This window comes from Amycolatopsis plumensis (assembly GCF_042652605.1).
Lineage (GTDB): Bacteria > Actinomycetota > Actinomycetes > Mycobacteriales > Pseudonocardiaceae > Amycolatopsis > Amycolatopsis plumensis.
Genome location: NZ_JBHSJY010000001.1, coordinates 8,587,923 through 8,600,043, shown reverse-complemented (window position 1 = coordinate 8,600,043; position 12,121 = coordinate 8,587,923). Strand labels below are relative to the sequence as shown.

The window sequence follows — 12,121 nt, the reverse complement described above, 5'->3', positions numbered from 1 at the left end:
GGTTCTAACCCGCCTTACCACTCACGACCCCCGGGGTGAGCAGCCGCCGCAGCCAGGAGGAGCGCGCGGCCAAGGCCGCGCGGGTGACCTCCGCCTCCGGGGCGAAGCGGTCGAAGCCGTGGTGGGCCTCCGCCCAGACGTGCAGCTCGGTGGGCACCCCCGCTCGGGCCAGCCGCTGGGCGTAGGCCGCGTCTTCGTCGCGGAACAGCTCTGCGCCGCCGACCTCGACGAAGGCCGGCGGCAGGCCGCTCAGGTCCGCCATCCGCGCCGGGGCCGCGTACGGCGAAACCTGCCCGTTCAGCAGGCTGCGCCAGCCGAAGTCGTTGGCTTCCTTCGTCCACACGAGGTCCGGGAGGTCGGCCGACGTCCGGTCGTCGAGCATCGGGCACAGCAGCAGCTGCCCGGCCAGCGCCGGCCCGCCGCGGTCGCGGGCCAGCAGCGCCACCCCGGCGCTGAGCCCGCCGCCCGCGCTGCCACCTCCGACGACGAGCCGCTCGAAGCCGAAGGCCGAGGCGAACCACACGAGGCCCGCGTAGCAGTCTTCGAGCGGCGCCGGGTGCGGGTGCTCGGGCGCGAGCCGGTACTCGACGGTCGCGCAGACGAACCCGAACTCCTCGATCAACGGCACCAGGCGCGGCAGGTCGGCGAACCGGTCGTCCATCACCATCCCGCCGCCGTGGATGCTGTACAGGCCCGGTGCGTCCGGCCGCGGGTGCCGGGGCTGCAGCACCGTGACCACGACCCCGCCGTCCAGCGTGTGGTCCGACCAGGTGATGTCCCGGTCGCCGATGGCCTCCGGCGGGGTGGGGTTGCGAAAGGACGCGCGGATCGCGGGGAGCGTCTCGGCGGAGAGGTTCACGGCCCCTCCGGATCGACGGCGTCCCGATCCGCCCAGAACGGTTCCACCAGCGCCCGCAGCGCCGCCGCGCCCACCCGCTCGGCCAGCGCGACCGCCTTCAGGTTGTCCTCGAGCTGCCGCACACTCGTGGCGCCGAACAACGTCGTCGTGTTCGCCGGGTGCGTCAGGGTGAACGCCAGGCACAGCTGGGCCGGGGTCGCTCCGACGCTCTCGGCCACCTTCGCGAGCTCCCCGGCCGAGTCCGCGATCCGCTGCCGGACGTCACCGGGGTCGCGGCCGACCTGGCGCCCGCCCTTCCCGAGCAGCACCCCGCCCTCGAAGACGTCGGACGCCTGCAGCGACACCCCGAGCTCGAAGACCGAGGCGAACGGGGCACCGTCCGGAATGGACCGCCGGGCGACGCTGTACTTCAGCTGGGCGATCGCGGGGCCCGGGACACCGTCCGCGGCCGCGAAGCCGTGCACGGCCTTGATCGCCGACGCCGACCAATTGTTGACGCCCCACTGCCCGATCAGCCCCGCGTCGTGCAACTCGGCGAGGTCGGTGACGAGGGCGTGCAGGTCGGTGTCGGCGCGCCGGAGGTCGCCGAGGATCACCAGGTCGGCGTGGGTGACACCGGCGCGGAAGAACGCGTTCTCCAGCTGGGCGCGCAGGCTGTGCTCCGGATAGCCCTCCAGCCACAGCTTGGCCGAGAGCAGGTAGTCGTCCCGGCGCAGGCCGGCGGCCCGGACCATGGCCGAGAACAGCACGTCGGTGAACACCGGCGGGCTGCCGGGCAGGCCGTACACCCCGACGTCGAAAAGCGTGATCCCGGCGTCGACGGCGGTCCGCAGCAGCGAAACGGCTTCGCGGAAGTCCATCCGGTCGTAGGTGTGCCACGAGCCGAGGGACAGCACGCCGGTGCGCGGGCCGTCGCGGCCGATGCGGCGCTGGGGGATGGGCACGGGGAACCCTCCTAGGGCAGTCGGGGGTCGATGACGGCTTTGAGCTCGCCGAGCCGGGACATCGACTCGACGGCGGCGGACGCGCCGGCCAGCCCGACCGGCGGACTGAACAGCTCGTCCCACGGCATCCGATCGGCGAAGGCGCGGAAGAACCCGACCGAACGGTGGTAGTCGGCGATGTCGCCGTTGAGGGAACCGGCGAGGGTCAGCTCCTTGCCCATCACCGTGCCCAGCGGCACCGGGACGGGCACCGGACCGGTCGACCCGACGAGGGCGACCGTCCCGCGCTGGGCGGCGAAGGCGACGGCCTCCTCGCCGATCGTCGGGCCGCCCGCGAAGTCGAAGACGTGGTCGGCGCCGCGGCCGCCGGTCAGCTCGCGCACCCGCTCGACGCGTTCGTCCGGAGTGGACTCGACGGAGACGGTCGCGGTGGCGCCGAACCGTTCGGCCACGGCCAGCCGCGACTGCGGGCCGCCGACGGTGATCACCACCCCGGCGCCGCAGAGACGGGCGACCGCCGTGGCGAACACGCCGAGCGCGCCCGCGCCCTGGACCACGACTGTCGCGTTCGGACGGATGCCGCCGGACCGGGCGACCGCGCGCAGCACGGTCTTGCCCGCGCAGCCGGACATCGACGCCCACGTGTCCGGGACGTCGTCCGGCAACAGCAGCTTCGCCGCGCCGGGCGTCACGTAGCAGTACCGGGCCAGGCCGCCGGTGGCGTACGGGAACCGGTCGGCGCGCTGGAGGAAGCCGTAGCCGCGGTGCTCGCAGGCGACCGGCTCGCGCAGAACCGCGCAGCCGTAACACCTCCCGCACGTCGACTCGGACCAGCCGATGCGGTCGCCCGGCTTGATCTCCCGGCCGAGGGTGTCGGTGGTACCCGGCCCGGTGGTGACGACTTCGCCGACCATCTCGTGGCCCAGCACCATCGGGAGCATGCCGGGCAGGCTCATCTGCCCCGACCACAGGTGGACGTCGGTGCCGCACAACGTGGTGCAGGTGAGCCGCACGAGCGCGGCACCGGGCTCGGGCTCTTCGGGCAGCGGGAGCTCGCGCAGTTCGAGGGGAGCGCGGTGGCCGGTGAGAACGGCGGCCTCCGTGTGGGTGGGCAGGGCCATCTTTTTAGTCTACAGTCGTGGAAGAAAAAGTCCAGGGCCGGGAGGAAACCATGACGGCGCAACGGAACCACCCGGCGGACCTGGTCGTCCACGGCGGGGTGGTGCACACCTTCGGCCCCGCGGGCACGGTCACCGGTCTCGCGGTGCGCGACGGCCGGATCGCCGCGACCGGCGGCGACCTGACCGGCCACATCGGACCGGGCACCGAGGTGCTGGACCTCGTCGGCCGCACGGTGCTGCCGGGCATCAACGACGCCCACCTGCACGCGACCTGGCTCGGCGCCCGGTGGCCGCACCCGCTGCTCGGCGTGCCGTACGAGGAAACCCCGGTCGTCACCGCGGAAGACCGGCGGGCCGCGATCCTGCGGGCCGGTGACGTCTGTGCGGCGCTCGGCATCACCAGCTACACCGAGCCCGGCCTCGGCCCGGGCGAGACCGGCTGCTTCTCGGCGGACGTCCTCGACGAGTACGCGGCCCTGCACCGCGAAGGGCGGCTGCGGGCCCGGGTCACCGTGCTGCGCCTGTTCGGTCTCCTCGACGGCGCCAGTTCGCTGGGGGACTTCGAGCGTGGCCTGGCCACGCCGGTGCCGACGGCGGACCCGGAATGGCTGGCCGTCACCGGCGTCAAGATCTTCGCCGACGGCATCCCGCCGATGCGCACGGCCTGGACCCACCACTGCTACGCCGACGGCACGCGCGGAACCCTGCTCGTCGACGGTCCCGACGACGACGGGCGCGCGGCCAACCTGGCGAAGATGATCTCGCTGGCCCACGAAGCCGGTCTGGTGGTCGGCGTCCACGCCACCGGCGAACGCAGCATCGAAGCCGCCCTCGAGCACCTGCGGGCCGGCGACCACCTCGTGCACGGCGACCTCGTCACCCCGGCCCAGCTGCGGCGGATGGCCGCCCGGGGCGTCGGGCTGACCACGCAACCGGCCATCGCCACCGCGATGCGGCCGATGGTCGCCACCGCGCTCGGCGAGGACGTCGCCGCGAAGGCGTGGCCGTTGCGGGACATCCTCGACCTCGGCGTGCCGCTCACGCTGAGCAGCGACGCGCCCGTCGTCACGCCCGACTGGCGCGTCCACCTCGCGGCCGCGGGGGAGCTGCTGGGCGCGCGAGGTGTCACGCCCGGGCTCACCGCGCGCCTGCTCCGCTGCTACACGACCGAAGCCGCGGCACAGGACGGATCCGCGGCGTGGAAGGGGTCCCTGGAACCGGGCAAGGTGGCCGACTTCTGCGTCCTCGGTGCCGATCCGCTGGGTGTCGCCCTGGCGGACCTGCCGTCGGTCACCGTCGAGCTGACCGTGACCGGCGGCCGGATCGTCCACAAGGGATAGTCAGGTGAGCAGCTGGCCGCCGTCCACCGCCAGGCTCACCCCGGTGATGTGCCCGGCGGCGGGCGAGGCCAGGAACACCACCGCCGGGACGATGTCGCCGACGGCGGCGATGCGGCCCAGCGGGATCCGGGCCTCCCAGGCCGCGCGGGCGGCGGGGTCCGCGGCGAACCCCGCCGTCATCGGCGTCAGCACCGGTCCGGGTGCGACCGCGTTGACGCGAATCCCGTGTGGAGCCAGTTCCAGGGCGGCGGACCGGGTCAGGGCGTCGACGGCCGCCTTGGTGGCTTCGTAGTGGCCGAGCCCGGGCGTCGGCTGCCGGGCGCCGATCGAGGAGATGTTCACGATCGCCCCGCGCGTCCCGGCCGCGGCCATGTGCGCGCCCACTGCGCGGGTCATCAGGAACGTGCCGCGGAAGTTGACCCGCAGGCAGCGGTCGAAGACCTCGACGTCCAGGCCGGTCAGCGGACCACCGCCCCCGGCCAGCCCGGCGTTGTTGACCAGCACGTCCACCGGCCCGAACCGGTCCGCCACCAGGGCGGCCGCCGCCTCGACCGACGCCGGGTCCGCGATGTCCAGTTCGACGTGCTCGGCGCCGATCTCGCGACCGGCGTCGTGCGCGGCCCGGGCGTCCACATCGGCCAGGACCACCCGGTCGCCCGCGGCGAGAAATCCTTCGGCGACCCCGCGGCCGATTCCGCTCGCGCCACCCGTGACCACCACAACCCGTGTTTTCATTCTACAATCGTAGATGAAAGATGTGCTGCGGCGAAAGGAAAACCCGTGCTCGGAAGATCGGCCTTCGGCCTCGGCTCGTGGAACACCTGGGACCGGATGGACTTCGGCGACGCCGTCCGGCTGCTCAGGACGGCCGTCGACGCCGGCGTGACCCTGTTCGACGTCGCCCACTACGACTTCGGCCCGCACGCGGAGAACTCGCGCACCGACATCCTTTTCGGCGAGGCCGTGCGGCAAGCCGGGATCGCGCGCGAGGACTACGTGCTGTGCGGCAAGCTCTGGCTCTGGGACTACCCCCGCAGCGGCTTCGCCGAGCAGCTCCGGACGTCGCTGGGCCGGATCGGCACGGGGTACGCGGATCTGGTCGTGGTGGGCGACTACCGGGAGCGGCCGGACGTCCCGCGGGTCGTCACCGAGGTCGCGGAGCAGATCCGGGCCGGGCGGATCGGCGGCTGGGGCGTCAACAACTGGCTCGCCGCGGACCTGGACGCGGCACTGGAGTTCGCGGATCGCGAAGGTCTCCCGGGGCCGGAGTTCGCCCAGCTGAAGTACTCGATCGCCCGCCGCTCGATGGCCGAAGGCGAGCCCTACCGCAAGCACTTCACGAGTGGGCGGCTGGCGCTGCAGGCCTCCGACGTCTTCGAAGGCGGAGTGCTGCTGGGCAATGCGTCCCCGAGCCGGAAGATCGGCGCGGACGTCGGCGGCATCCGGTCGGCCATCGTGGACGCGTCCGCGGAGGTCGGCCGCGTCGCGGCGGACTTCGGCGCCACCCGCGCCCAGCTCGCGCTGGCCTTCTGCCTGGCGTACGAACCGGTGGCGAACGTCCTGTTCGGAGTGAGCCGCGTGGAGCAGCTGACCGACAACCTCGGCGCGCTCCTCCTGGCTCGCGAACACGGCCCCGAAATCCGCGCGGCCCTCGACCACCTCCGTCTCGACCAAGCCGTCAATCCCGACGGCTCCTGGTGAACCCTCGTGAGTGAGAAACAGTGTTCTAACACTGTTTCTCACTCACGAGGGCGGTCAGGGGTGGTGAGGAAGGTGAGGGCCGCGGTGCGGAAGGGGGCGCCGCGCAGGGCGCCGCCGTGGTCGCCGGGGACCGTCAGGAGGTCGCTGCCCGGCACCAGGGCGACGAGGGTTTCGATGCCCTGGCTGACCGGGTCGTCCCGGCCCGCGACGAACCGCGTCGGCACGGTGAGGGTGCCCGCCTCCGGCGCGAACGGCTCTCGCCGCAAACCCTCGATGCACCGGGCGAGGGCGGCCGGGTCGCGGCCGGGCGCGGTGATCATCCGGGCGATCGCCGCCGTCAGCGGGTCGGCCGGCAGCCGCCCGCCGCCGGCGAAGGCCAGCGCGGCCTCGACGTCGACCGCGCCGAACGGCTCGTGCGGGCTGATCCCGCCCAGCACCAGCCGCCGGACCGGCAGCACCGCGGGCAGTTCCCACGCCAGCCGCGCCCCGAGCGAGTAGCCGACGACGTCCACTTCGGACACATGGCCCACCGCGGCCGCGAGTTCCCCGGCGATCGCCTTCGGAGTCGTGTCGGCGAGCGCCGGACTGGAGCCGTGGCCGGGCAGGTCGGGCACCAGCACCGGACGGCCCGCGGCGGTGAGCGCCGACGGCCAGCCCGTGCTGATCCAGTCGGTGGGCCCGTCGGAGGCGAACCCGTGCAGCAGCAGCACCGGCGGCCCGACGGGCGGGCCTTCGGGGGCGAACCGGCGGACGGCAAGGGAGGTGAGCGTCAAGGAGGTCCTTTCTCACGAAGCCCGGCGCAGGCGCTGCAGCTCGCCGAGCGTCCGGGCACGGGTGTCGACGGCGATCCGCAGCGCGGAGCCGGCGAGGTTGAGCAGCAGCACGCAGACCATGATCGTCACGCCGGGCACGACGACCAGCCACGGCGCGGTGACCAGGTACGACCGGCCCTCGGCGATCATGTTGCCCCAGGTCGGCGTGGGCGGGGCGATGCCGAGGCCGAGGAAGCTCATGGCGCCGTCGACGAGCATCGCGGCCGCGGCCAGGATCACCACCTGGACCAGCGCCAGCGGCAGCACGTTGGGGAACACGTGCACCAGCAGGATCTTGCCGCGGCTCATCCCGGACACGCGGGCGGCGCCGATGTACTGCCGCCCGGCGATGCCGAGCACGCGGCTGCGGATCACCCGGGCGGTGAACGGCGTGAAGATCACCGTCAGCGCGATCAGCTCGGTCCAGATGCTCGCGCCCAGCGCGATGGCCAGTGCCATCGCCAGGATGATCGCCGGGAACGACATCCACGCGTCCATCAGCCGCATCAGTACCGCGTCGGCGGCCCGGTAGAACCCGCTCACCAGGCCGATCAGCATCCCCGAGAAGGCCGCGCACACCGTGATCAGCGCCGACAGCCCCAGCGACGCGCGGCCGCCGGACACCAGCCGGGCCAGCACGTCCCGGCCGAACGAGTCGGTGCCGAGCGGATGCGCGCCCGAAGGCGGCAGCAGGCGGTGCACCGGATCGGTCGCGCTGACGCTCGGCAGGAAGAACGGCAGCACGACCACGGTCAGCACGATCAGGCCGAGCAGGACCGAGCACACGACGAGGGTCCGGTTGCGCCGGAACACCCGGGCCGCGCGCCCCGGCGGGGGAGCGTCCACCGCGGTGGCGGGTTCGGCGACGGCGAGGCTCATGCGACACGCACCTTCGGGTCGAGCAGCGCGTACGAGAGGTCGACCAGCAGGTTGACCACCACGAACAGCACCGCGACGAACAACGTCACGCCCTGGATGAGCGGGAAGTCGCGGGTGGACACCGCACCCATGAGCAGGTGCCCGAGGCCGGGTACCACGAAGATCGACTCGATGATCACGATGCCGCCGACGAGCATGGCGAAGTTGCTCCCCAGCTGCGTCACCAGCGGCATCAGCGCGTTCGGCAGGACGTGCTCGAGCATGACCCGCCGCTCCGGCAGGCCCTTGACGCGGGCGGTCCGCAGGTAGGCGAGCGGCAGCTCGCCGAGCACGCTCTCGCGCAGGGTGAGCACGAACAGCGCCGTCTGCCCGATGACGAGCACGGCCACCGGCAGCACCAGCGCCGGCACCGCGGCCACCGGGTCGGTGAGCAGGTCGTGGTAGCCGCTGGAGGGGAACCACCGCAGCGTCACCGAGAACACCAGCACCAGCACCAGCGAGATCCAGAAGTCCGGCATCGCCATCCCGAGCGAGGACAGCCGGTCGAGCGCGCGGGCCACGAGGTTGCGCGGCGACACCGCCTGCCACGCCGTGATCGCCACCGACAGGACGAAGCTGATGATCGTCGACAGCACGGCGAGCGTCAGCGTCGGCACGATGTGCGCGGCGACGACGTCGAGCACCGGCTGGTGGTAGGTGATCGACGTGCCGAAGTCGCCGCGCAGCACGTGCCCGGCCCAGCTCAGGTACTGCTGCCAGAGCGAGCCGTCGAGGCCCAGGCTCGTGCGCAGCGCGGCGACGTCGGCCGGGCGCGCGGTCGGGCCGAGGATGGCCTGGGCCGGGTCGCCCGGGATCAGCCGGATGACGAAGAACATCATGGTGCCGACGATGACCAGGATGATCGCCAGGTCGCGCAGCCGGCGCAGCAGGACCCCGGTCATGCGGCCAGCCAGGAGTTCCAGAACACCCGGTAGAAGTCGCCGTAGCCCTTGAGCCGCGGGGTGTAGGCCGCCCAGAGCTTCGACTGGCTCAGCGTGATCACCGACAGCTGCTTCCAGGTGAACGCCTGGAGCTTGTCGATGACGGCCTTGGCCTGCTCGGGTGTGGTCGAGGCGTTGAACTCGGCCAGCAGCCCGTCGAGCTCCGGCGACGACGAGCCATTCAGCGTGCCGAGGGTGAGCGCCGGCATCTGGGCGGGGGAGGTCAGCGACGAGTCGAAGAACAGCGTGGTGATGTCCCAGCCGCCCGGGTCCTTGGTCAGGGTGCCGAGCATGGTGGCGAAGTCGAAGGTGTCGATCTTGGTCTGCAGCCCGATCTTGCCCAGCGCGTCCTGGATGAGCACGGCCCACTTGCCGAACTCGGGGTAGGAGTTCGTGGTGACGATGTGGATCGTCGCGCCGGTCGTGATCCCGGCCTCGGCGAGCAGTTCCTTCGCGCGCGCCGGGTCGTACTGCCGGTAGACCGACTCACCGGCCGTCGAGTAGGACGCCTTGTTGTCCGGCGAGGCGAACGCGCCCGTCTCGATGGTCAGGTCCTTGCTGCCCCCGGTCGCCGCGTTGATGGCGGGCTTGTCCAGCAGGAGGTTCAGCGCCTGGCGGGCCCGGGGGTCGGCGAACTTCGAACCGGGGTTGAAGTTGGGGATGACGACGTTCTCGTTGCCGCCGGGCAGGTTGTGCACCACCAGGTTCGGGTTGGCCTTGAGCTGTTCGTACTGGTCGTTGGCCGGCATCGCGTGGTCCCACTGGCCGGTCTGCAGGCCGTTGATCAGCGCGTCCTGATCACCGACGACCTTGTAGGTGACCGTGTCGAGGTAGGCGTGCTTGGCGCCGGCCTGGCCGCCCCAGTCCTCTTCGGGCCGCGACTTGTAGCCGTCGTAGCGCTGGAGCACCAGCTGCTGGCCGATGTCCCAGCTCTTCAGCTTGTACGGGCCGGTGCCGACGGCCTTGTCCTGGCCGAACCCGGTGGCGGGCAGGCCTGCCAGGTTCTTCGCCTCGTAGATCTCGGTGCCCGCACCGGCCAGTTCGTCGATCAGCGGGTAGCGCGGCCGCTTGAGCTTGATGGCCACCGTCGCCGGGTCGGGCGCGGTGATCGCGTCGATGTCCGGGGTGACGAGCTGCCCGGTGCGGTGGCTCTTCTGCCAGCGCTGCAGGCTCGCCACGACGTCGTTCGCGGTCAGCGGGTTGCCGTCCTGGAACGTGACGCCCTGGCGCAGCTTGAACGTGTAGGCGAGCCGGTCCGGGCTGGTCGTGTAGGTGTCGACGAGCATCGGCCGGGCGACGAAGTGCTGGTCGACCTCGAACAGCTTCTCGTACATCATGTTGCCGATCTGCGCGGTCACCTGGCCGGGGTTGGCGACCATGTCGAGCGACTGCGGATCGGTCGGGACGGCGACGGTGAGGTTGCCGCCGCGGACCGGCGGCCCGTCGGCGGCCGGGGCCGTTCCGGCGCTGCCCATGCAGCCGGCGAGCAGGGTGGCCGCGGCGGCGAGGGCGGCGAGCAGGGGAGTTCTCTTCATGGGCGCGTCGATCCTGTGTGGGGGAGGGCGGGCAGGTCGGGGTTGGCGGCGAGCAGCCGCCGGGTGTAGTCGTGCCGCGGGGAGAGGCGGATCTCGTCGGGGGTGCCGGTCTCGATCAGCTCTCCGCGGTACATGACGCCGACGCGGTCGGCGACCGAGAGCACGAGGCTGAGGTTGTGGGTGATGAACAGCAGGCTCAGCGTGCGGGTGCGGCGCAGGTCCAGCAGCAGGTTCATCACCTGGCCCTGCACCGAGACGTCGAGGGCCGACGTCGGCTCGTCGGCGACGATCAGCTCGGGCCCGGCGGCGATCGCCCGCGCGATGGAGACGCGCTGCCGCTGCCCGCCGGACAGCTGCGACGGCAGCTTCCCCGCGGTGTCCTTCGGCAGCCCGACCTCGTCGATCAGGTCGGCGACCCGCCGGTCGAGCTCGGCACCGCGCAACGGGGTGAGCTCCTTGAGCGGCTCGGCGATGATCCGGGCGGCGGTGTGCCGGGGGTCCAGGGAGCTCTGCGGGTCCTGGAAGATGAGCTGGACGCGGCGGCGGAACGCCCGTTCGTCACCGGCGAGCCCGGCCGGGGTGATCCCGTGCGCGCCGAAGGCGACCGTGCCGGACGTCGGCGGTTCCAGCGCGCTCACCAGCCGGCCGAGGGTCGACTTGCCGGAGCCGGATTCGCCGACCAGCCCGAAGAACTCCCCGGGCGGGATCTCCAGGGAGACGTCCCGCACCGCTTCGACCCGGCGTCCTTTTCGTCCGTACACTTTGGACACCGCGGTGATGCTCAGCGCGGGCCCTTCGTGGTTCCTTTCCGGACGCGCCTTGAGCGTCCGGGTTTCGACGGCTTCGGTCGCTTCGCCCGCCATGGCCGATTCGAGGAGGGCGGCCGAAATCGTGGGGAACCCGTCGCGGCGGTCGACGCCGAGCTGCGGCACGCACCCGAGCAGCGCCCGGGTGTACGGGTGCTTCGGTCGCGTCAGGACCTCGTCGCGCGAGCCCACCTCGACCAGGCGCCCGCGGTACATCACCGCGATCCGGTCGGCGACCTGCGCGGCGACGCCCATGTCGTGGGTGATGAACACGCAGGCGGTGCCGTGGTCGCGGCGGACCCGGTCGAACAGCGTGAGGATCTCCGCCTGCGTGGTGACGTCGAGCGCGGTCGTCGGCTCGTCGGCGATGAGCAGGTCCGGGTCGGCCATCAGGGCCAGCGCGATCATCACGCGCTGCTGCATGCCGCCGGACATCTGGTGCGGGTACAGCCGCAGGATCCGGTCGGTGTCGGTCAGCCCGACTTCGGTCAGCAGCCGCTTCGCCTTGGCCTCGGCCCGCTTGCGCAGCGGGCTGCCGCGGCGGGCCGCCCGCCCGGGCGGCGATCCCGGCTCGCGGTAGGCCTCGGCCAGCTGGTGGCCGACGCGGCGGCTCGGGTTCAGCGAATCGAGGGCCTCCTGGAAGATCATGCCGATCCGCGGTCCGCGGTAGGCACGCATCGCGTCGGCGGGCAGCTTCGTCACGTCCACGCCGTCGAAGGCGATTTCGCCGCGGGTGCGCACGGGGGCGACGAACTCGAGCAGGCGGATGATCGACAGGGCGGTCACGGTCTTGCCGCTGCCGGACTCGCCGACCACGCAGAGCGTCCGCCCTTGCCCGAGATCGAGGGAGAGCTCCCGCACGAGTTCGCGTTCGGTGTCGTCGGTGACGACGCCGACGGTGAGCTCCCGGATTTCGAGCAGCGTCATGGATTCCCCTTCCTCGTGCCCGCCGCGAGGGGGCGGGCCGGACTGCCGGGCACCGGCAGGGGTAGTTCTACGCATGTTGACACTGGCCGGGGACCATGTCAATGGTTTTATTCTACGAACGTAGGAAGTTGAAACATCACGGCTTTTTGTTGCTGCACGGGGAAAATTCGTCTCTGGAATCTTTTATCTACGCATGTAGAGTGTCCGGGTCGAACAC

11 protein-coding genes are annotated in these 12,121 nt (G+C 72.0%); 2 read left to right on the top strand and 9 right to left on the bottom strand.

Features of this window, described 5'->3' with window-relative positions:
- Positions 1-4: 4 nt before the first annotated feature.
- Genes ACFPLC_RS41370 through ACFPLC_RS41360 form a run of 3 tightly spaced genes read right to left on the bottom strand, consistent with a single transcriptional unit; the run spans position 5 to position 2,918 of the window.
- Positions 5-859: an alpha/beta hydrolase gene (locus tag ACFPLC_RS41370; RefSeq protein WP_378236120.1), complete on the bottom strand. Its 855-nt coding sequence runs from the start codon at positions 857-859 to the stop codon at positions 5-7.
- The gene (locus ACFPLC_RS41365; protein ID WP_378205987.1) at positions 856-1,803 is read right to left on the bottom strand and encodes an aldo/keto reductase; all 948 of its coding nucleotides are present in this window, start codon (positions 1,801-1,803) and stop codon (positions 856-858) included. Before ACFPLC_RS41365 ends, ACFPLC_RS41370 begins: the two co-directional genes overlap by 4 nt.
- An 11-nt stretch (positions 1,804-1,814) precedes the next feature.
- Positions 1,815-2,918 carry a zinc-binding dehydrogenase gene (locus ACFPLC_RS41360; protein ID WP_378205998.1) on the bottom strand — a complete coding sequence of 368 codons (1,104 nt, stop codon included), beginning with the start codon at positions 2,916-2,918 and terminating at the stop codon, positions 1,815-1,817.
- A 23-nt stretch (positions 2,919-2,941) separates the two neighbouring features.
- On the opposite strand from ACFPLC_RS41360, the gene ACFPLC_RS41355 reads away from it, so the two are divergent.
- Positions 2,942-4,264, top strand: coding sequence for an amidohydrolase (locus ACFPLC_RS41355; protein WP_378205984.1), 1,323 nt, complete (start codon positions 2,942-2,944; stop codon positions 4,262-4,264).
- Here the strand turns inward: ACFPLC_RS41355 and ACFPLC_RS41350 are convergent, their stop codons facing one another.
- A complete protein-coding gene (locus ACFPLC_RS41350) occupies positions 4,265-4,999 on the bottom strand; it encodes an SDR family NAD(P)-dependent oxidoreductase (RefSeq protein WP_378205981.1) in 735 nt (244 codons plus the stop codon).
- 45 nt (positions 5,000-5,044) lie between these two features.
- Here ACFPLC_RS41350 and ACFPLC_RS41345 point away from each other — a divergent pair, with 45 nt between their 5' ends.
- Positions 5,045-5,965, top strand: coding sequence for an aldo/keto reductase (locus ACFPLC_RS41345; protein ID WP_378205978.1), 921 nt, complete (start codon positions 5,045-5,047; stop codon positions 5,963-5,965).
- 38 nt (positions 5,966-6,003) lie between these two features.
- Here the strand turns inward: ACFPLC_RS41345 and ACFPLC_RS41340 are convergent, their stop codons facing one another.
- The 5 genes from ACFPLC_RS41340 to ACFPLC_RS41320 are packed head-to-tail and all read right to left on the bottom strand — an operon-like array spanning position 6,004 to position 11,904.
- Positions 6,004-6,738 carry an alpha/beta fold hydrolase gene (locus tag ACFPLC_RS41340; protein ID WP_446681655.1) on the bottom strand — a complete coding sequence of 245 codons (735 nt, stop codon included), beginning with the start codon at positions 6,736-6,738 and terminating at the stop codon, positions 6,004-6,006.
- A 12-nt stretch (positions 6,739-6,750) separates the two neighbouring features.
- Complete coding sequence (locus tag ACFPLC_RS41335; RefSeq protein WP_378205975.1) at positions 6,751-7,656, bottom strand: ABC transporter permease; 906 nt, start codon at positions 7,654-7,656, stop codon at positions 6,751-6,753.
- Complete coding sequence (locus ACFPLC_RS41330) at positions 7,653-8,597, bottom strand: ABC transporter permease (RefSeq protein WP_378205972.1); 945 nt, start codon at positions 8,595-8,597, stop codon at positions 7,653-7,655. Before ACFPLC_RS41330 ends, ACFPLC_RS41335 begins: the two co-directional genes overlap by 4 nt.
- Positions 8,594-10,171 carry an ABC transporter substrate-binding protein gene (locus ACFPLC_RS41325; protein WP_378205969.1) on the bottom strand — a complete coding sequence of 526 codons (1,578 nt, stop codon included), beginning with the start codon at positions 10,169-10,171 and terminating at the stop codon, positions 8,594-8,596. Before ACFPLC_RS41325 ends, ACFPLC_RS41330 begins: the two co-directional genes overlap by 4 nt.
- Entirely contained in the window at positions 10,168-11,904 is a 1,737-nt protein-coding gene (locus tag ACFPLC_RS41320; protein WP_378205966.1) for a dipeptide ABC transporter ATP-binding protein, read from the bottom strand. Before ACFPLC_RS41320 ends, ACFPLC_RS41325 begins: the two co-directional genes overlap by 4 nt.
- Positions 11,905-12,121: the final 217 nt, after the last annotated feature.

Bases quoted from the DNA above. Each gene is read 5' to 3' on its own strand.
- ACFPLC_RS41350 (WP_378205981.1), bottom strand. From the start codon at position 4,999: ATGAAAACACGGGTTGTGGTGGTCACGGGTGGCGCGAGCGGAATCGGC.
- ACFPLC_RS41335 (WP_378205975.1), bottom strand. From the start codon at position 7,656: ATGAGCCTCGCCGTCGCCGAACCCGCCACCGCGGTGGACGCTCCCCCG.
- ACFPLC_RS41330 (WP_378205972.1), bottom strand. From the start codon at position 8,597: ATGACCGGGGTCCTGCTGCGCCGGCTGCGCGACCTGGCGATCATCCTG.
- ACFPLC_RS41325 (WP_378205969.1), bottom strand. From the start codon at position 10,171: ATGAAGAGAACTCCCCTGCTCGCCGCCCTCGCCGCCGCGGCCACCCTG.
- ACFPLC_RS41320 (WP_378205966.1), bottom strand. From the start codon at position 11,904: ATGACGCTGCTCGAAATCCGGGAGCTCACCGTCGGCGTCGTCACCGAC.